We start from the raw sequence: 19362 nt of genomic DNA on the forward strand, positions 1-19362 counted from the left end.
ACCTATTTCTTTAAATTTGCTTGACGAACGGTCGCCAATGCTGCTTGTGCTTGCGCCGTCGTCGGTTGTTTAATTGTTTGTAATTGTGCCATGACTGCTGGCAACTCGGCGGGTGTGGTCCCCACAGACAGGGCCAATGATTTTCGTTGTAAGGCCATGTGCCCCCGTTGAATCCCATCAGTCACCAGTGCCCGTAAGGCAGCCACATTTTGGGCCAGCCCAACCGCCGCCGTCACACCCATCAACTGTCGCGCACTCGTCAAGTGAGCAACTTGCTGGTTAATGGCCACGAGCGGAAAGACCTTAGTCGCACCCCCCACAAATCCCAGCGCCAATGGTACCGTTAACTCACCGTGGAGGTCACCATCCGTGAGCCACCAACGACTAAGTCCCCGGTACTGACCTGAGCGACTGGCGTAAGCGTGCACGCCGCTTTCGACGGCCCGCCAATCATTGCCCATTGCTAGGACCACCGCATCGATGCCGTTCATGATTCCCTTGTTATGGGTCACAGCCCGGTATGGGTCAACTTGCGCGTACTCACTCGCCGCCACTAGTCGTTGTGCGACCGTGGCACCGGGCATGGTTTTCGTTCGCAGTTGATCGACGGGAACCACACAGGAGGCCGTGGCCAAGCTGTGCGTGGCGTAATTACTTAAAATGCTCATTAAAATGTCTACATCACAGTGGGCCTTAATATCCGCTGCAACGGCCTCAGTTAATGTATTGACCAAGTTAGCCCCCATGGCTTCACCAACGTCAATGAACAGGTCTAACGAGACCCAATCTGGTGGCAGACAACGAACCCGAATCGAGCGAGCCCCACCACCGTGTGTCAATAACGAAGGGTGGGCCGCGTCAGCCACTTTTAGGAGACGCGGTGACTCGTGCGTCAACCACGCCGTCAGTTTTTCCTGATCCGCTACGTGACTAAAAACAATCTGTCCCATCAATTCACGTTGGCTGACCTGCGTCGTGATACCAACGTCACTGGTCAACAACCGGCCACCATTACTCGCGGCAGCAATCACGGAGGGTTCCTCAGTCACCATCGGCACGGCAATCGTTTGGCCATCAACGCGTAAATTAACTGCAACGCCTTCTGGTAAACCATAGGTTGTCAGGTAATTCTCAATGAGGTCTTCATCGGTTGCCTGCCGGTGAGCGGCCAACGTGCCTAACTGAGCCACTGTTAAGTGACTCTGGGCAGCCAGCCGATCTCGCCGTGCCCCATAAGGTAACTTGTAGAATGGACGATTGCCCATTGCAAACACCTCCTAGTGTTGACTCACGTACTCAGAAATGATGCCCTCGCGCACGCCACTTTCAGAAAAAATAACCCGGTCAGAATCCAACATCTGAAGTAACGTGACTAGCGGTAACATCCCACCGATAATAATATCGGCCCGTTCAGCTTCTAAACCGGAAATACGCTTCCGTTCCATCAATGGCACGCGGAGTAAGCGTTCAAATGTCTGCATCACTTGCCCCGTCGTCAGGCGGTATCCGTGGATGTTTTCCACGTGCAGAATTTTCTGTTGCTGACGATTCATTCGGGCCAAGGTTCGGTTAGCGCCACCCAACAAGACGAGTGGCAGTTGCTTAGCATCGTTTAACCACCAAATATCGCGGAGGCGTTCCCGCAAAAAGACTTGCGCGGAAAAGAGATCGACGGCCGTCACCAAATCGTCCAGGTGGAACTGTTCCGACAGGTTGACTGCACCAAACGGGACACTGATCAGACTGGCATCCTTACCATCCCGCACGTGGACCAGCTCACAGCTAGCCCCACCCGTGTCGAGTAACAAGCAATCCTTGACCTTTAACCGGTTTACGGCGCCCAGATAATCATAGTAGGCTTCCTGATCACCAGACAATACTTCGATCTGAATCCCAGTAGCAGCAGCGACTCGGGTTAAGAATTCATCCCGGTTGCGTGCTTGCCTCACCGCCGCCGTCGCGATTCCCCGGACGATGAGATTGGGGAGGTGTTCATAGTAGGGCCTGAAGGATTTCAAGGCCGCAACGGTCCGATCCATCGCCTTAGGCTGCAGGATTTTTTCGGGACCCATTCCCTCGGACAGACGACTGTCGACCTTTACCCGATTGACCTCACGGTAGGAACCGTCATCATGTAGTTCATTAACGGCCATGCGGACCGAATTGGAACCTAAATCAACAATGGCTAGGTTTTGCATTGTTCATCCCCCGTTTCGCTTTAACCGAAGTAATCGATACCAATAGCGTGACGAACTTCGTGAAGCGTTTGCGCAGCCACTTGGTTGGCCTTTTCACTCCCCTGCTTGAGGATATCGTAAACGGCACTCTCATCAGCAGCGAAGGCTTCACGACGTTCACGGATTGGCTGTAACTTCGCCTGTAAGACGTCGTTTAAGTACCGCTTAATCTTAACATCGCCGAGACCACCGTGCTGGTATTGTGCTTTCAATTCTTCAACGTGTTCATGGTCGTCTGCGAAAATATCCAGATAAGTGAAGACCGTGTTGCCTTCCACGTGACCAGGATCTTCGATGTGAATGTGTTCGGGATCGGTGTACATGGACATGATCTTCTTTTGAATCGTGTCGGCACTATCGCCCAAGTAAATGGCATTGTCGAGGGACTTGCTCATCTTAGCGTTCCCATCGAGTCCAGGAATCCGGCCTTGACCCTTAGGTGGGAAGTAGCCTTCGGGTTCCACCAGAATTTCCTGCTGATAGATATTGTTAAAGCTCCGCACAATTTCACGGGTCTGTTCCAGCATTGGTTCTTGGTCTTCACCTACGGGAACCGTGTCGGCCTTAAATGCGGTGATATCGGCTGCTTGGCTAACTGGATAGATAAAGAAGCCGGCTGGGACACTTTCACCAAATGCCTTTTGTTTGATCTCAGACTTAACCGTTGGGTTCCGGTTTAAGCGGGAAACGGAAACGAGGTTTAAATAAGCCATCGTTAATTCGTTCAGGGCCGGAATTTGTGACTGCACCAGAATTGTGGATTTAGCGGGATCGATACCCACGGCTAAGTAATCCAAAGCCACTTGCAGGAGGCTGTGCCGAATCTTTTCGGGATCACGGGCGTTGTCGGTCAGGGCCTGCATATCAGCAATCATGATATAAGTGTCATAATCACCAGTGTTTTGTAACGCGACCCGATTTTTAAGTGACCCAACGTAATGGCCGATATGTAGTTTACCGGTTGGTCGGTCCCCAGTTAAGATAACGTGCTTCTTGCTCATAAATGTTCATCCTTTCTGAAAAAGCGCCCTACTGACTAATGCCAATAGGACGCTCATGCGCGGTACCACCTAATTTGTGGCCAGTTTGACCACCACTTTTGTCGTTAACGGGACACCGCGATAATTTAATTATCGGTTTAAATAACACGTAACTTGAGTCCATTTCAACCACAAAATCGTTTCAGCACGGGCGATTTCTCTCTGGTATCGGTCTACTACTCTCAAGTAACTATCCCTATATTTTAGTGGTTTTGGGGCAGAATGTAAACTGTCAGGGACTTGCAAAATTTCCGGCCCACCAAGTATCGTCTGAAAGCGGCCAAGTCTTTCTCTAATCATCGCCCATCTGGCGGTCAAGGTCAATCAAATTCGGTGATACAGACCCAACTATCGTTTCACTGATTAATTCACCGAACTTAACGACTAGTTAGCTGACGAGTGATTGAAAAGAATACCTATTATAGGAACAATCTGCTCAACTGGTAGCGCTAATTTGCCTGACTAATCGGTGGCTATGGGCTGAAAGTGGAGACAACTTGAAGCCGTCAGGACTAGCTGCCCCAATCAACCGTTTCCTAATATTTTCCGCCGCGATAGCCTTCAGCTGGTCGAGTGAGTGACAGCTGAAGCCAACAACAGGGATTATTCACAATAAGTTGGCCCAAAGCGGTGTGTTTAATTGACACAGCCGTGAATAATGACTAAACTTGTTAGGCAATTTAGCCTATCCAAAGGAGGCGGTCATTTTGACCACCAGCGAACAAACACAGGAACAACAGCGTGTTGACCACGTGGCTCAGCAAATTGGTAACCGCATTGATAAGACGACGGCGGATTACAATGCCGCCCATCAAGAACTGCGGAACGTGCTGAAGAACTACAGTGAAAACACCTCGGTCAACTGGTTTGAAGTCGATGACCGAATTGAAACCAGTGCCGAGTTGCAACAGCAACGGGCGTTGGTCTCCCGGCTAACTGAAAACCAGAACATTATTCAAGATCAACTCGATACCTTTAAGGAACTCCAAAAGTCCCCGTATTTTGGGCGCATTGATATTCAGGACCCAGAAGAAACATCCCCTGAATCCCTCTATATCGGTACCGCCTCCTTCGTGGACGATGACCAAAACTTCTTAGTCTACGACTGGCGGGCTCCCATTTCTAGTATCTACTACAACGGGGTGTTGGGCAAAGTCGCCTACAGTACGCCCGCTGGCGACCAACAGACAGAGCTCCTAAAGAAACGTCAATTTTTGATTCAAGGCGGAAAAATTGAAAGCATGTTCGACACCAACGAAACTGTTGGTGATGAAATGCTCCAACACGCCCTAGGTGAACAAAATGACGCCACTATGCAAAACATCGTGGCCACCATCCAACGAGAACAAAACGACATTATCCGGGATACCCGTAGCGACCTGCTGGTGGTTCAAGGGGTCGCGGGATCTGGCAAAACGTCCGCCATCCTTCAACGGATCGCCTTTCTGCTGTATCATAGTCGCCGAGACTTAGAGGCCGACCAAATCGTCCTCTTCTCGCCTAACCGCCTGTTCAGTCACTACATCAGCGACGTCCTACCTAGCCTAGGTGAACGAAACATGCGTCAAGTCACGCTGGCTGAATTTTTAACGCAACGGTTCCAGGGACTTAACGTACAAACTCAGTTTGAACGCTATGAAGCCGACCAACAACAACCCGTTAACCTCCCGCTGCGGAACTTCCGGGAGAGTGCCGACATGATGACGGCCGTCAAAGACTACTGTTATCAAGTTACTCCCGCCGAGCTAAAATTTACCGACATTCGTTTCAAGAGTCGGGTCTTCTTCGACCGCGAGGAAATTCGTGAGATTTATGCCCAATTTCCAGACGCTACGGCACCGGCCGACCGGTTACTTCGCACCAAGAATGCGCTAGAAAAACGCCTCAAACACCGAATTGCCGAAGAAGCTAAGGCGGACTGGGTCCGCGATGAGATCGACCAGCTGAGCGATGAAGACTATCACAACCTGCTGGGTGAAAAGCATCTAGGTAAGTTTGAACAACTCGACGATGAAATCGACTTTATTGCGCGTCAGATTGTGCGGAAACGCTTGCGGCCAGTTGACGATGCCATTTACAACGGTTATTTTCTAGACACCTACAGTCAGTACACGGCCTTCCTCGAGCAGTGTCCACTGCCCCAGACTATCGCGCCGGCTGACTGGCAACAAGTCATCACCACTTACCAACACGATATTGAGTTTCACAAGTTGGCGTTGACCGATGCCGCCCCGTTACTGTATTTGCGAGACATTCTCGCGGGTGGTGGTGCCAATCACCGCATGCAACACCTCTTCGTGGATGAGATGCAAGACTATTCAATGGCCCAACTGATTTACCTCCAACATGCCTTTCCACGGGCTAAGCTCACCCTGCTAGGCGATAGCGAGCAGGCCCTCTTCAAGGCCGTTGAAGCCCCCGAAGAAATTCTAAAGAAACTGGATAGCGCCCTAAACGTCAAACGGTCGCGCTTGATTACGTTGCGCCGGTCTTACCGGTCCACGCTACCTATCACGACCTTCGCCAAGGCCCTCTTACCTGACGGCGATAAAATTGAAGCCTTTAACCGTCCGGGAGACTTGCCGAAAGTTGTTCTACGTTACGATGAAGCCTCAGCGTTCAAAGCACTCGCCCATGAACTCAAATTAGAGTTGGCCACTAGCGGTACCGTGGCGATTCTGACCAAGAGTACTGCTGAAGCCAAGTACGTTTACCAGGAGCTTCACCGGGACTTTGACCTGACCCGGTTAACGGATACTGACCGCTCACTGCCCAAAGGGGTGGTCGTCCTGCCAATTTATCTGGCTAAAGGGTTGGAATTTGACAGTGTCATTGCCTACAACGTGTCTGCAGACAATTATCCGGATGAACAATTGACCGGGACACTTTACACCATTGCCTCGCGTGCCATGCATCACCTGACGCTCCTGTGCATTGGCCCCGCTTCCCCACTGATTGCTTCTGGTAACATTCCACAGGCGGACCTGCAGATCGAACATGAATTACAAAACTAACGCGATACTTTCACGGGGGTGTTACGTGAAACATCGCAGATCAATTCAAAGCGGATCGTAGCGTTGGCTACGATTCGTTTTTTGTCTCCGCCACCACCTTCCGTTACCTTAACGAAACCGCTATACTGAAAGTTAAGGGGATGACGGTATTATGCATTTATCTAAGGGACAACAGCTAACGGAGGCCTTCATCGGTTGCATCGTCTTGGGCTTCCCACTATTCTTAATTATTGATGGCAGTCTTGAATTTGCTACGGGCAACTTAGACCACCCTGACACGTTCATCCTTTTAGGATTATTACTCCTAAGCCTTGTTGGTCTAGTAGGCACCATTGTCTTCGGCTGGCGTTGGTACTATTACCGATGGCAAAATTTGCCGACCAGCTCAAAAATACTCACCGGCTTGTACATTCTGGCCCTATTGATTGGAACGGTTACGTGGATTATCCTCAATCATAACTTGCCACTTAAGTAAAGATGATAGCGGCAAGTTATGATTAACTCAAAAAGGAGCAGGAAAATTTCCTGCTCCTTTTATATGGCCTATCATTTCACAGTTATGCGTTCACAGGACTCTTCATCGTCTTAAACTTTGCCTGACGATCGTAGGTCTGGTACCCTTTGTAAAAGTGCACGTGTTTTTTGGTAACCTTTACCTTATAAGTCAACCGTTGGCCGTCGAACTGAACCTGAGTCCCCTTGGGCGAATACTGAATACCAGATAACCGGTAAATATGCTTGCCTAGTGACTGGTACTTCAGCTTTTTCAATCCATACCCTGGTAACCGATAGAAACGGTGGCTAGCAGCATCCTGTTCAAAAACATTCCCCGTGCTTTTAGACTTGGCGTACGTAATGTAAGCTTTATTGCCATCCTTGCCGTTGTAATACCAAGTGTGCCGCAGCACCTTGGGTGTCCCGGCGTGCCAAGTTGCGGCGTCTGCTGATGAAACATCAACCATCGCCAACCCCATAGTGGCAACGGCCAGGCCAATCAAAAAGACTGATTTATGCATCATGATGGTTCCTCCCCTAAATTGTCTGAGTCATTGTGCTTTCTTGAGGGTACGCGTTACGGTCGGGAAATACAAGCACAGATTGAGCCAACGCTCTAATTGTCTTTACTCTAAATACTTGTTATACTTTGTCTACATCCATGTAATTACGTGGGTGTACATGGAGGTAATATCATGAATACCAAAACTCGTAAACAAGGAAACTCAATTACGTTAACCGTTCCTAGTGATTTTAATATCAAACCAGGTGTCACTGTTTCGCCTAAATTAACGCCAACTGGTATCTTCTATGAATTTGTAAATAATGAAGACATCTTTGACTTCGATACTGATATTTTGCAGGATTTACTTGCACAAGATATTCCTAAGGACCAATTATTATCTGCTTTTAAAAAAAAGAAGAAATCAATTCCTCACGCCATCGAAGCACTCATCAACGATACCTCCCGCCAAGAATTGCCGATTACTAAGGCAGAACTGGCGGCCGAACTTGACCTATAAAGTTGTTCTTTCTCGTCCTGCCAGGCAATATCTTAAAAAACTTAAAAGTAAACCACTTAAGTCCCGATTTTTAACCCTCATATATGATGACATTGCTGAAGATCCCAGTAAGGGAAAACTAAAACAGGGTGACTTAGCAGGAATCTACACGCGAAAAATAACTTTCCAAAAAGCTCAATACCGGCTTGCATACGTTTGTCGTGACCAAAAAATCATTGTCTTTTTACTGATTGGTAAACATGAAAACTTTTATCAGCAATTAAGAAAATATATCGACCAATTCTAGTTCTCAGTAAAACCCTTGCCAATAACTTCATCAGCTAATATCGTTGAAATTCCTTGCTACTAAATACCCCTACCGACCATTGGTAGGGGTATTTTAAACGCAGTCCCTCAACCTATTTAAAGTTAAGGATGGCGCTCTTCACAAGCCATGCCTTGTGACCAGCCCGGTCCTTCACCTGAAAGTAAGTGGCTGCTTTCCCATTGATCTTAACCTTTTCTTGTTTAATCAATTGCCATTTTTTCTTACTGTGCTTTGGCGTGTGCCCCTTAGTCTTTTGCAGGTGAGCATCCTTGAACCATACCTTATTGCCCTTCAATCGGTACTTATAAGTCGTACGCATCTTCTTAGTCGATACGATTTTGACCACTTTCTTCTTCCCTGGTTTGTGGGTCCCACCGTTCGTGTTCGTTGGCTTACTTGGTTGGGCGGCCTGACCACCAGAAGTCACGTTGTTGGGTGTATTGGTCCCGTCATTTTGATTGGTACCACTGTTATCGTTTTGGTGGTTATCATTCGTCACGTTACCCGCGCCACCATTTCCAGAATTACCCGTGTTGTTTCCAGGTACGACTGGCTTCTGAGCTGCCGGATACGGGGTATTTTTACCATCCGTGGAGACCAGGAGTTTGGCCCGCAACTGTTCCTGCTGAGCCGGACTGAATTCTAAACATTCCGTGATGTAGGCTTCCATCGAACCGTAATTTTGCAGAACTTCCTTATAGTATTCCATCAGCCAGGCCCGTTCAACCTTCTTACCGACCTGGTTTGATTGCATGTAATCGGCAATAATCGTGTTGCGGCTAACACCCATGATGGAAAGCAACAGGACAGTCGCAATCCCCGTGCGGTCTTTACCAGACGTACAGTGATAGAGTGTGGCCTGCGGGTTCGCCAAGACCATGTTCAAGAATTTATGGTAACCAACAACGGCTGGGTGACCAAACGCTAATCGTTGATTGTAAAATTCGCCATCACTACCTGAATCTGTGTAGGCGTGCGGCCCGAGCACTGAAATATTCGTGTTCTTGGCCCCAGGCAAGGCTTTGTCTGGCTTCCCCTTCACTTGGCCGGGTGTCCGTAAATCAATGACCGAAGTAATTTTAAAATCTGTCGTTAATTTTTGAATATCTTCCGCGGTCAATCCAACGAGTTGATCCGAACGCAACAAGCTGTGAGAGCGAACCTGCCATTTGCCATCTGCCGTTGTATACCCACCTAAGTCTCGGGTATTCACCGTCCCTGCTAAAGGAACTAACGTCTTGTGAATATCGCCGTAGTTGGCTGGGGGCGTTGTCGGTTTAACTGGCACCGTTGAAGCCGTTTGGTTGACCGCTGGTGTGGTCGTTGCGGCTAACGCGCTAGGCGCCCCAACTCCCATAAGTGACAGGACCACCGAAGCGAGACTCAAAGATTTAACGATAGCTGAACGTTGCATGTAATCCTCCTGATTGGACCGTTTTATTTTGTTTTTGATAACAGATATAAGAATATCAATCTAATGTAGATTGTTCGTAAAGGTAATGTACAGACTAGGTAAAGACTGGTTAAAAACTAGTCTTTCGTACCGATAGGTTAAAGGAGTCACTATCTCGGTCTTCATTGGGATCCATCAATTATCAAGTAACTAAAGGTTGAAAGTTCGCAAACTGTTATCAAACCAAGAATAGTAAAACATTATCGACTTAAAATTAGTCTTACCAGCCACCTGCGGCGGTCAGAGATTCCGCCTGCTGTGGGGAACGCCTCCGGCCTGAAAAGCGGTCCTTCGGCTCGGTTTGAAGCCTGGAAAACCACCAGTCTCCAAACACGTCCCACGCTGTAAGCCGAAAATCGGCTAACACCGTCGACACAGCTGGCTCCACCTCTGACCACCTCCGGTTAAACGTGTTCTTGGAAACTAAGCTTGCTTACATGCCTGAATGACAGCACTTACTCAGTAGTATTGGCGTTCCACTAGATAGCCGAGAGTGAGTCAAATTTGGACTCAGCCGTGGAATTTTCAAGTGCTCTTCTTGAAAATGGCGACTTGAAGAAGTGTTTTTCGGCTTCAATCGAGGGGCAAGACCGCTCTTTGGCTTGTCCCGTCCTTTCCACCGCGTTCCAGTCCAAATTTGGCGAACGGTAAGGCGACAATTTCCCGCTATATCTGACTAAACCCCAACACCCAATCCTTGTTGTATCAAGCATAGTGGGTGTTTCAGTACTTTCAGCCTTTAGTCAAGTAACTAAATAAGGCCTTATTCCTGAGAAATCCTCTCAAAAACAAGACCAATCGTTTAACGAATTCAGTTCACAATTACCAATATCTTCGCTTGCCAGTTCACCCGTTGATTCCCAATTAAGCCGTTTCTTCCGCGACCGCTTTAGGCTTAGGCATCCGCTTCAGGGTCTGCTTCAATAACAATGGGGCCACGATAGTTGCCAAAATAATTACCAGAATCATTGCGGAGTAGTCACTCTCACTCATCAACCCAGCTTGGTGGCCAATCTGCGCGGTGATCAAGCCCATTTCGCCACGGGCAATCATCCCCGTGCCGATCACAGCGCTACTCGTGCCGTCAAACCCGCTGAGACGCGCACCTAGACCGCAGCCTAGCAATTTGGCCAGACAAGCTAATACCGTTAAAATTACAATGATTCCCAAATTATGTAGGAAGTGGTCAAAGGTCATGTTTAGCCCCACGCTCACGAAGAACACCGGAATAAAAATGGCATTTCCGAGTGGTTCAACGTGATCTGCCAAAACAGCTCGGTAAGGTGTGTGTGCGACGGCAATGCCGGCAAAGAAGGCGCCAATAGCCCCGCTCAAGCCCACAATGTCGGCGAGCCAGGCCATTGCCATACAGATGACCATCGACATGATGGTCACACTCGAAGCCATGACTAACCGCTCGCTCAAGTGCATCAGGTAAGGTGCAATCCACTTGACCAACACGTAAGTCCCCCCGAAGAAGGCCACCTGTTCAATCAAAACCAAGGCCAACGCCGGTTGACTCCCCGCTGTCTGAATTCCCTGACTAGCCAGTAGACTGATCATCAGAGACAGTAGCACGACTCCAATAATGTCATCCGCGACCGCCGCTCCCAGAATGGTGGCACCTTCACGCGTGGACAGGGCGTGGTACTCCTTAAGCACAGCTACCGAGATAGAAACGGACGTGGCTGAGAAAATGACACCGATAAACAATGATTCCAGTACCGTAAATCCCCACCACCAGGAAGCCAGCCCCATTAAAACGATGGGGAAAATTACCCCAGAGGTTGCCACAACGATGGCCGGGCGCAGATATTTCATCAGTAACTGCAGATTACTCTCCAGCCCCCCGAGAAACATCAAAATAACCACACCAATGTCAGCGAATATACTGACCAGGTTGTTTAATTGAACCCAGTTCAACACTGCTGGGCCAATTAAAATACCGACCAACAACTCACCGATCACAGCTGGAACACCCAGCCGGTTCGACAAGTTACCCGCTAACGTCGTCAATACCAGGATCAAACACAAAGTTCCTAGAAATGCCACGCGGACCCCTCCTTCAAAAATTTTATAATAAAACTATCATACGCCAAAACGCCGCCACACAAAACCCGTCAGCCGGAATTTTCTGACACGACCGACTACTGGTTCCTGGTGACGACGCTTAATCTAAGCAAATTTAAGTCAAATGGAGTAGCAGTGAATATTTGAAAAACTGGCCGGATGACTGCTGCAGAAGAAAGCTGAAACGCGTCTCCTGTAGCCGTGCCCGATAACTCTCATTAGGTACCGTAAATTCCAAAAATCCGGACTTGAGCCCTGAACTATGGAGCTCCTGATCAGTAAACAACTGACCTGAAGGATGCGTTAAGCCGCGTGCCTGATTACTGATTGCATAGGGAATATTTAACCACATATTCTCGGCGAGATTAGCATTCCCCGACTTCAGCCCATAGTGATACGCTCCCAGTTGTTGAATCTGTAGGTGAACCTTAACCCGCTTCTCGGCGGTTGCCGACTGGTGTTCAACGTGTTTAACCTTGAAACGGACATTTTGATCGGTCACCCACTCACCCTGATGAAAAATCTTTTCGACCACCAGCGGTTGCTTCACTTTCTGATTGACCCGTCGATACTGCCAAGCACTCCCAATACTCAAAAATAATAGCGCGAGGATAATCAGCAACGTTTTAAATTTCATAGGCCGTCCCCGCCTCCACTAGAATTCGTTTATCCGAGATGGCAGACACAAACTCGTGGTCGTGAGAAGCCACCACCAATGTGCTGCCAGCTGCCTTCAAAGATTGCAGATAGGTAATCAGTGCTGCAATGCTTTCAGTATCAAGCGCGTTGGTCGGTTCATCCAACACAATCAATTCACTTTGGCCTAAAGTCGCCTGGGCAATCCCCAACTTCTGCTTCATCCCTAGTGAAAAGTGCTTGACCTTGGCCCCATTCTCTCGAGGCAACTGAAACTGATGGAGCAACTGCACGATGTCTTGGTTGGTGACCCCTGGCATCAGGTTTGCGAGCAACTTCAGATTTTTATAGGCTGAGAACTCTTCAATAAGGCTCGGCGCTTCAATCAGGATGCCCGCTTGAACCGGATAACGCTGACCGATTCGAAGAGGAATCTCATTCACTGTTACACGTCCTCGAGTCTTGATCAACCCCAACATGGCCTTCAGAATCAACGTTTTTCCGGAACCATTAATACCCTCCAAAGTAGTAATCGTTTGCTGCTCCACGGTAAAGGACACATCCCGCAACACGGGTTGTCGCCGAATTGTTTTAGAAATCGTACTCAACTGAATCAACGTCATTGCTAATTCCCCTATCTCATCATAAGTCTCGACGATTGATGATCAACACCATCAGTCCCCACAGTAACCCCATCCCACCAATCAGCAGGCCCGTTGCGACCCCGGTCATCTCGGGAGTTGCCGGTGACTGAAAACGTAAGAATGGTGACTGTGGCCCAGATAATAGATCTGCAAGCAGCATCTCACTCAGCCAGGCGCCTACAATGGCAATTAGCTTCTGCTGGGTCGCGACGTACACTGTCAGCGCCACGCTGACAAAAAAAGCTTGATTGAGACCGACCTGTACACAACCCCATAGTCCGATCCAGCTAGCCGGCCACCCTACCAGTTCAGCAAAACGTGCAACCATAATTCCAGTCCATACTAACCATAGCGATCCTTGCAACAAAAGGCTTTGCACGCCTAACTGATGAATCCAAATCAACCGAGACCCGGTTACGCCATAGTCATTTAGTCGGGGTGAAATCACACTTAACCCAACAATTAAACCAATCGGTAAGTAACCCCAGCTAAAGCCGTTAATCTCAAATAAGGTTTTATAGACCGCTAAAGGTGCTAAGTTAGGTGATTGGGCCCAGTGCCACCACCGCAACCCAGAAATGACTGTGGCGAAGAGGCCCATAAGTAAAAGCCACCGATAACGGGTCAATTGGCTGCACTGTTGCCACCATAGTCTACGCGCGAACAAGTCGTCGCCACCCCCTAATTACTAAATACAAGGTGACCCCGCTAAACACGGCCGTTACTCCCAGTGCTGCCGCCCAGCTAACGTTGGCATTGGCCGTCTCACGGAAAAAGTCCGCCGGCGCCAAACTTTGAGGTGTCACCCCCAACGGTTGTACTAAAATTAGTCCTAGCTGCATCAGGACAACCAGTCCGATGCCCATAAAACGCTGACGCGTGTGCAGCCCCACCCCCGTCACAAATAAAGAAAGGAGCCCACCCCAAACAAATGTCCGGCCAATAGCTAAAGCAGCGTGTAGGAGGGGTTGGGAATAATACATCCCCACACTCAGAGTATTAAAGCTGATTGCCAGTATGTTGCTATGTAAGAGGTTGTCCGGTTGATAGCTGGGAAGCACCAATAAATGGCCCCACAGGTTGACCAGTAACGGTAACGCTGTGACCAAGCCGCCCAGTAAGAACGACCACCCGAAATAGCCTCGGAACAAGACTGTTGTAGGAACTTTCATCCGCAACTGCGTTAAAAAGCCGGTTACGCGATCCTGGTTTAGCACGCTACCCATGGGCAACGCCGCTAACAATGGTAGGACTAAGTAATAAACCTGACTAATTGATTGAAAGTTATCAACGGCCAACCATCTGGTGTAGGCTGAGTCAAAATAATTAGACTGGCCGCCAACAAGCCGCAAGGTTGGATAAAGCTGACTCATGGCTAAAACCAAAGATATACTGAATGCTAAAATTAGCGGTCGTTTGTTGAGCCGCTGCCAAACTACCCCCATCGTTTTCTCCCCTCCGCTCCCGTTTTCGCCACTATACAGGACTTTATCAGGGATGCCAATAGCTCGTCACAACCAGCCACTAGCTGATATTAAGCCATTAATTTTCCCTGTCGCTTCTGCCTGCAATTTCGAGCCCGCTCCCATGGGAAACCGCACTAAAATGGCGCTTAAATCGCAAATTTCACTCCCACTCGATATTTATTTAATCATACTCAGTGAAACCGATTACACCGTCAAAAAAGGAGCCACGGCTACTGCCTTGGCTCCTGCATTTCTATATTTTAATTTTCAAACAGACCAACCGCTAATTAAAGTATGTCAGGTCAGACGCTAGGGTTGGATAGGCCGTAATCGTTTGACTGATGTCCGCTGGGCCCATATGATTCTGAATCACAAAGTCCAGGTAATTGATGACCTGTTCCGCCTCGCTACTCAGTACCGCAGCTCCCACAATGTGAGCAGTCGTTTTATCAATCACAACCTTGATTCGCGCCCGGGGGTCCTGAATCCGCTGGTAACTGTACCAGTGTGTCAAGTCCAGATCACTGACCCGATACTTTGCTGGTTCAGCCGCCGCCTGCGTCGTAGTGACCCCTAATTGAGCCAACTGTGTCTTACCATACACGACAGAAGGGATAACCGGATACTTGATAGCTGGTGCGTCGCAAGTCGTTAGTGTTTCCGTCAAATAGCGACCCTCGAAGCCCGCAACCGGAGTCAATTTAGGCTGTGGTCGATCAACGACGTCCCCTAATGCAAAAATGTGGGGATTGGTCGTCCGCAGCGTACCGTCAACTTTGATCCCATGAGCCGTCGTAGCAACGTCCACTCGGTCCAAATGTAGACCAGCAATTACCGGCATCCGGCCAGCCGTGGCAAAGACCATCCCAGTCGTCCAACTCTGACCATCCGCCGTAGCCACACGATACTGATCATCGGCCGGTGCTACCTGGGTGATTTCCGTGTTAAGTTGCACATCGATGCCGTTGGCTTTCAAACGGTCCAGTAAGTCGCTGACAAGGTCACCATCAAAGGCGCGTAATGGACGGTCACTGTGATGGACCAAGTGAACCTGAGTACCCGCCGCATTAGCAATGGCGGCCAGTTCAACGCCTACGTATCCGGCGCCCATCAGCGTAATGTCTTCGGGTAGGTTGTCTAAATCCAAGAACTCATTACTGGTGCGTAGCCATTCCTGCCCGTCAATCTGTGGCAGACGGGGTTCCTGCCCAGTTGCAATGATCCAGTTGGCTGCGTTCAACTGATTATCCCCAACGGTCAAGGTGCCATCAGCATTGAAGCTGGCTTCGCCGTGAAAGGTGGCGATTCCCGCCGCTTGCAGCCCATTGTGCGTACCATCTGGAATTTTCTCCGTATACGCCCGCTTAGCTGCCATTAGAGCCGGCCAATCCAGCTGTGGAACACCACTTAACCCGTGCCCACGCAAGGCCTCACTACGACCCTGCGTCTCCACAGCGGCCATCAGAATTTTTTTAGGATCACACCCGCGATTAGGACAAGTACCGCCCCATAGATCCTTTTCTACGACCGCCACATTCATCCCCCGGGCATGTAAACCATAGGCTGCAGCTAAACCACCAGGGCCGCCACCAATCACCACGATATCAAATTCTTGCATCTGCTTGAACCTTCCCTTCCTGAACCCTTAACTCTGATTCTAGCACGCTGCTCCTTATTCACCAGTATTTTGGCCTAGGCGTAAACTAGGGCTCCCATTCGCCCTTTCTAAAATTATCGTGATAAACTATATGGTAGAAATTATTTTAGGGGGAACACGATGACTTTTTATACTTATGGCTATCTTACAACCCATCATAATACTTGGCAGTATGCACGCATCGCCTTGCTGATTGCCCTACTTGCTATCTTCATTAGTTTATTCATTCACTACCTCCGTAACCGCTGGAATGTGAAATATAAAGACCTGACCATCATCACAGGGACGCTGCTCTTACTCGTGCTGGGATTCCAGATCAATAGTCTGGTTTCACTACAATCCGCCTCGAAACAAACGGGTGAAATCACCGCCACGGTTCAGCAAGTCGCCAAACAACTCAAGGTTCGGCCGACTCAGCTGAGTATCAATACGACCTCTACGGGGAGCGACCTTCTAGTCAAGGCACCGAAGGGCTACTACCGCCTCGACTACAATTCAGACGGGTCCGCCTTCGTCTTAGAAAAAATTACGCTAGAAAATCCGAAAATCACACTGGTAAAGGAGTAGCCTATGTTCGTTTATTCAGACGTTTTTATCAAATTAGTCGTCGGTTTTATCTTTATGACATTGCTCATTAATTTTTCCGGTAAGGGAAACCTAGCACCAACCTCCGCCATTGACCAGGTTCAGAACTACGTCTTGGGGGGGATCGTCGGTGGCGTTATTTACAATAACGCTGTCACCCTATTACAATTTATCATCGTTTTGTTGATCTGGTCCCTCTTGATTTTAGTGACCCGCTACCTGAAGATTCACGTCCGAACTATCGGCAAATTCATCGATGGTGGTCCCATCACCGTCATTCGAAATGGCCAATTGCTCGTCCACAACTGCCTGAAAGCCAACCTCTCCGCCAAAGAAATCGACTTCAAGCTCCGCACAGCTGGTGTCTATCAAATTAACGAGGTGAAACGGGCTATCGTTGAACAAAACGGTAGCTTAACCGTTCTGCGCCAGGGCGACGGTTCCATTCGGTATCCGATTATTGTGGACGGTCAAATTGATCAAGACGTACTTGAACTCATGAATCACGACGAGACTTGGCTACTCGCACAGTTGAAAGAACTCGGCGTGACCAACGTTCGGGACGTCTACATGGCTAAATATGAAAATCACCAATTTGAAATTACCCGTTACGATGAGGCTTGAATTAGGAGGTAATTAGCATGGCCGCAGACCATCTGAATGAGTACTGGGATATCTACAACCGCGACTTACAAATCACCGGTCGACGTCAACGACGGGAAACTCTCCAACCTGGGGAATATCACCTAGTGGTCGACGCGTTCATTTTCAATGCCCACGGACAAGTGTTGCTCCAGCAACGCGCCCCCGATAAGATTCACTTTCCCAGTTACTGGGATTGTTCCGTCGGTGGGTCAGCCGTGGCGGGCGAAAGTATCGAAGCGGCCATGCACCGTGAAATGGCTGAGGAACTGGGGCTGATCATCCCAGTCACAGCAGCTGACAACTTTTTGATAGCGCCGCACAGTCGCTGGATCGAAGCGTGGTTTGCGTTTCAAACGACTGAACCCGCTGCCCACCTGGCCATCCAACACGAGTAGCTTCAGCGTGTCGCCTTCTTTGACCAAGCTTCGGCGCAGCGCCACCTCCATCAAGTCGGCTTCAACCCGTACACCATGGAAATGCAGCGGGCTTGGGCCCATCTTTTTTTAGAACACGCTCAGTAGTATAAAAAGACTTTTGAGATTACTAATTTATAAATATTAGCGACATTACACGACGTTATTGACAAAGGACCTTCCACTGGCTGGAGGGCCCTTCTTTTTGTGACTTATTTTTTCTTTCGCCCTAACAACCAACTCAAGAGAATCGCGCCTACCAAAGTCACACTTAGCCAAACGACCGCATGCGCTTTTCTCTGTTTTTGCTGGGGCGTTGCCACGTGATCTGCAGCAGTCGCTTTGACCGTTCGTTTTGGCGTACGCAATGATTTGACCGGCTGAGGTCCCTCACCGCCCGCATACCCCGTAAACCTATCCTGAACCACCGAGGACGGTGTCGCGGCAGATTTTTGTACAGCCACCTCACGTTGCTGAACTTTCCGCGCCGGTGAAACTGATGGGCAATAGCGATAGGTCACAGTCTGTTGCTTCACCCGGAACTTTCCCCGCTGATTTTTCGGCATCTTGGTAATCACATAGCCAGCCATTTTAATTGGTGCTGTCACATAGTTGCGGCCCCATTTTCCCGTTACCAGCTGATCTGCCGTGACCCGATTCCCTTCTTGGTCTAAATGGCGGACCATCACTTGAGCCGTCGCTTCTAGTCGATAAACGTACGTCATCTCTTGCGGAAAAATCGTGAACTCACCAGTGGTGGCGCCAATCACCCGCTCAAGCCGGTACCCCGTAATGGTAGCCAATCGTGCCTTATAGTGCGTTCTCACCTTCCCTAACAGCACCTCATCGGCCGCTAAAGCGGCTCCGTTCATATCCTGATAGTGAACAGTCACCTCCGCTGAGCAGTCCGAATTATCCGCAACCGGCAATTGAGATGAAGTACCAGCAACCTCCGTCGGAACTACTGCCGTTGCTGGCGCCGTCGTTTCCCCGATACTCACTTCGGCTGCATTAGCAACAACCCTTCCACCAGACGTGCCTAATAGAATTATCAATGTTATGAACCAAGCCCACTTTTTCAAATGCAATGACATGCCACTCTCCCCCACAGATTGTGTCTTTTTGAACAGATAAGATATGCCATATCATAGCAGGTTCAGCACCTGAATAAAATTGAATTCCACCTTCTCAATCAAAAAAGGAATCATAGTAATCTAACTATGATTTCCCTTTCATAATTGACTTAATCATCACACCAGAACTTGGAAAAAATACTACGTTCGTGATTGAAGCTGTGTCGTTTGCTCAGCTAAGCGGGCCTTCTGTTGCCGTCGCTCCCGACTAATCTGCCACCCACTGACTGTGAAAAGGGCTAAGAGAACACCAAAACAGCTAAGCTTTAAAATTGGCTGGATACCACTTTTATTGGTGTGACGACTTTCATCGGCAGAATGGTGTAATTCTTGTGGCTGCTCAAAGTCCTCGTCGATTGGTGTGGTCCGTACTGACGTTGAACCTTTCTGAACGACAAAATCAACTGATTCTTGTTCTGGTTGAATTACCGCCGCCTTGGCAGTCACAGTATTCCCCAAAAAAATCATCCCCAATAGCAGCATCATCACCATTAGTCCAATGCCAATGAATCGGTCCTGTTTTCCTCGCATAATAACTATCTCTC

20 protein-coding genes are annotated in these 19362 nt (G+C 48.9%); 7 read left to right on the top strand and 13 right to left on the bottom strand.

Annotated elements, in window-relative coordinates; all coding sequences use genetic code 11:
• Nucleotides 1–2: 2 nt before the first annotated feature.
• From EKM75_RS09550 to trpS, 3 genes are read right to left on the bottom strand one after another with little or no spacing between them, the layout of a single operon-like run.
• On the bottom strand, nt 3–1265 hold the full coding sequence (locus EKM75_RS09550; RefSeq protein ID WP_125694097.1) for a hydroxymethylglutaryl-CoA reductase, degradative: 1263 nt from the start codon (nt 1263–1265) through the stop codon (nt 3–5).
• A gap of 12 nt (nt 1266–1277) precedes the next feature.
• A complete protein-coding gene (locus EKM75_RS09555; RefSeq protein ID WP_125694099.1) occupies nt 1278–2198 on the bottom strand; it encodes a Ppx/GppA family phosphatase in 921 nt (306 codons plus the stop codon).
• A gap of 20 nt (nt 2199–2218) precedes the next feature.
• Nucleotides 2219–3238 carry a tryptophan--tRNA ligase gene (trpS, locus tag EKM75_RS09560; RefSeq protein ID WP_125694101.1) on the bottom strand — a complete coding sequence of 340 codons (1020 nt, stop codon included), beginning with the start codon at nt 3236–3238 and terminating at the stop codon, nt 2219–2221.
• A 746-nt stretch (nt 3239–3984) separates the two neighbouring features.
• Between trpS and helD the strand changes: the two genes are divergently transcribed.
• Both helD and EKM75_RS09570 read left to right on the top strand, forming a co-directional pair.
• Complete coding sequence (gene helD / locus EKM75_RS09565) at nt 3985–6291, top strand: RNA polymerase recycling motor HelD (protein ID WP_125694103.1); 2307 nt, start codon at nt 3985–3987, stop codon at nt 6289–6291.
• A gap of 151 nt (nt 6292–6442) precedes the next feature.
• Nucleotides 6443–6766: a hypothetical protein gene (locus EKM75_RS09570; RefSeq protein WP_125694105.1), complete on the top strand. Its 324-nt coding sequence runs from the start codon at nt 6443–6445 to the stop codon at nt 6764–6766.
• A gap of 82 nt (nt 6767–6848) precedes the next feature.
• Here the strand turns inward: EKM75_RS09570 and EKM75_RS09575 are convergent, their stop codons facing one another.
• Nucleotides 6849–7310, bottom strand: coding sequence for a hypothetical protein (locus EKM75_RS09575; RefSeq protein WP_225426698.1), 462 nt, complete (start codon nt 7308–7310; stop codon nt 6849–6851).
• 171 nt (nt 7311–7481) lie between these two features.
• Between EKM75_RS09575 and EKM75_RS09580 the strand changes: the two genes are divergently transcribed.
• Nucleotides 7482–7808, top strand: coding sequence for a toxin-antitoxin system (locus EKM75_RS09580; protein ID WP_125694107.1), 327 nt, complete (start codon nt 7482–7484; stop codon nt 7806–7808).
• Complete coding sequence (locus EKM75_RS09585) at nt 7798–8094, top strand: type II toxin-antitoxin system RelE/ParE family toxin (RefSeq protein WP_125694109.1); 297 nt, start codon at nt 7798–7800, stop codon at nt 8092–8094. Before EKM75_RS09580 ends, EKM75_RS09585 begins: the two co-directional genes overlap by 11 nt.
• 112 nt (nt 8095–8206) lie before the next feature.
• On the opposite strand, the gene EKM75_RS09590 is transcribed toward EKM75_RS09585, so the two are convergent.
• The 7 genes from EKM75_RS09590 to EKM75_RS09620 form a co-directional block, all read right to left on the bottom strand.
• Nucleotides 8207–9529, bottom strand: coding sequence for a tyrosine-protein phosphatase (locus tag EKM75_RS09590; RefSeq protein WP_125694111.1), 1323 nt, complete (start codon nt 9527–9529; stop codon nt 8207–8209).
• 903 nt (nt 9530–10432) lie between these two features.
• On the bottom strand, nt 10433–11620 hold the full coding sequence (locus tag EKM75_RS09595) for a cation:proton antiporter (RefSeq protein ID WP_125694113.1): 1188 nt from the start codon (nt 11618–11620) through the stop codon (nt 10433–10435).
• Nucleotides 11621–11753: 133 nt separating this feature from the next.
• Complete coding sequence (locus tag EKM75_RS09600) at nt 11754–12275, bottom strand: hypothetical protein (protein WP_125694115.1); 522 nt, start codon at nt 12273–12275, stop codon at nt 11754–11756.
• Nucleotides 12265–12897 carry an ATP-binding cassette domain-containing protein gene (locus tag EKM75_RS09605; RefSeq protein WP_125694117.1) on the bottom strand — a complete coding sequence of 211 codons (633 nt, stop codon included), beginning with the start codon at nt 12895–12897 and terminating at the stop codon, nt 12265–12267. Before EKM75_RS09605 ends, EKM75_RS09600 begins: the two co-directional genes overlap by 11 nt.
• Before the next feature lie 19 nt (nt 12898–12916).
• Entirely contained in the window at nt 12917–13585 is a 669-nt protein-coding gene (locus tag EKM75_RS09610; protein WP_125694119.1) for a hypothetical protein, read from the bottom strand.
• A complete protein-coding gene (locus EKM75_RS09615; RefSeq protein ID WP_125694120.1) occupies nt 13572–14363 on the bottom strand; it encodes a hypothetical protein in 792 nt (263 codons plus the stop codon). The genes EKM75_RS09610 and EKM75_RS09615 overlap by 14 nt, the downstream gene beginning before the upstream one ends.
• A 304-nt stretch (nt 14364–14667) precedes the next feature.
• A complete protein-coding gene (locus tag EKM75_RS09620; RefSeq protein WP_125694121.1) occupies nt 14668–16002 on the bottom strand; it encodes a dihydrolipoyl dehydrogenase family protein in 1335 nt (444 codons plus the stop codon).
• 159 nt (nt 16003–16161) lie between these two features.
• On the opposite strand from EKM75_RS09620, the gene EKM75_RS09625 reads away from it, so the two are divergent.
• The 3 genes from EKM75_RS09625 to EKM75_RS09635 are packed head-to-tail and all read left to right on the top strand — an operon-like array spanning nt 16162 to nt 17666.
• Nucleotides 16162–16608 carry a DUF3290 domain-containing protein gene (locus tag EKM75_RS09625; protein ID WP_125694122.1) on the top strand — a complete coding sequence of 149 codons (447 nt, stop codon included), beginning with the start codon at nt 16162–16164 and terminating at the stop codon, nt 16606–16608.
• A gap of 3 nt (nt 16609–16611) precedes the next feature.
• On the top strand, nt 16612–17250 hold the full coding sequence (locus tag EKM75_RS09630; RefSeq protein WP_125694123.1) for a DUF421 domain-containing protein: 639 nt from the start codon (nt 16612–16614) through the stop codon (nt 17248–17250).
• A gap of 17 nt (nt 17251–17267) precedes the next feature.
• Nucleotides 17268–17666, top strand: coding sequence for an NUDIX hydrolase (locus EKM75_RS09635; protein ID WP_225426699.1), 399 nt, complete (start codon nt 17268–17270; stop codon nt 17664–17666).
• A 230-nt stretch (nt 17667–17896) separates the two neighbouring features.
• Here the strand turns inward: EKM75_RS09635 and EKM75_RS09640 are convergent, their stop codons facing one another.
• Both EKM75_RS09640 and EKM75_RS09645 read right to left on the bottom strand, forming a co-directional pair.
• The gene (locus EKM75_RS09640; RefSeq protein ID WP_125694124.1) at nt 17897–18778 is read right to left on the bottom strand and encodes a MucBP domain-containing protein; all 882 of its coding nucleotides are present in this window, start codon (nt 18776–18778) and stop codon (nt 17897–17899) included.
• A gap of 180 nt (nt 18779–18958) precedes the next feature.
• The gene (locus EKM75_RS09645) at nt 18959–19348 is read right to left on the bottom strand and encodes a hypothetical protein (protein ID WP_125694126.1); all 390 of its coding nucleotides are present in this window, start codon (nt 19346–19348) and stop codon (nt 18959–18961) included.
• Between the last annotated feature and the right edge of the window lie 14 nt (nt 19349–19362).

The sequence above is a fragment of the Levilactobacillus tongjiangensis genome, assembly GCF_003946345.1.
Lineage (GTDB): Bacteria > Bacillota > Bacilli > Lactobacillales > Lactobacillaceae > Levilactobacillus > Levilactobacillus tongjiangensis.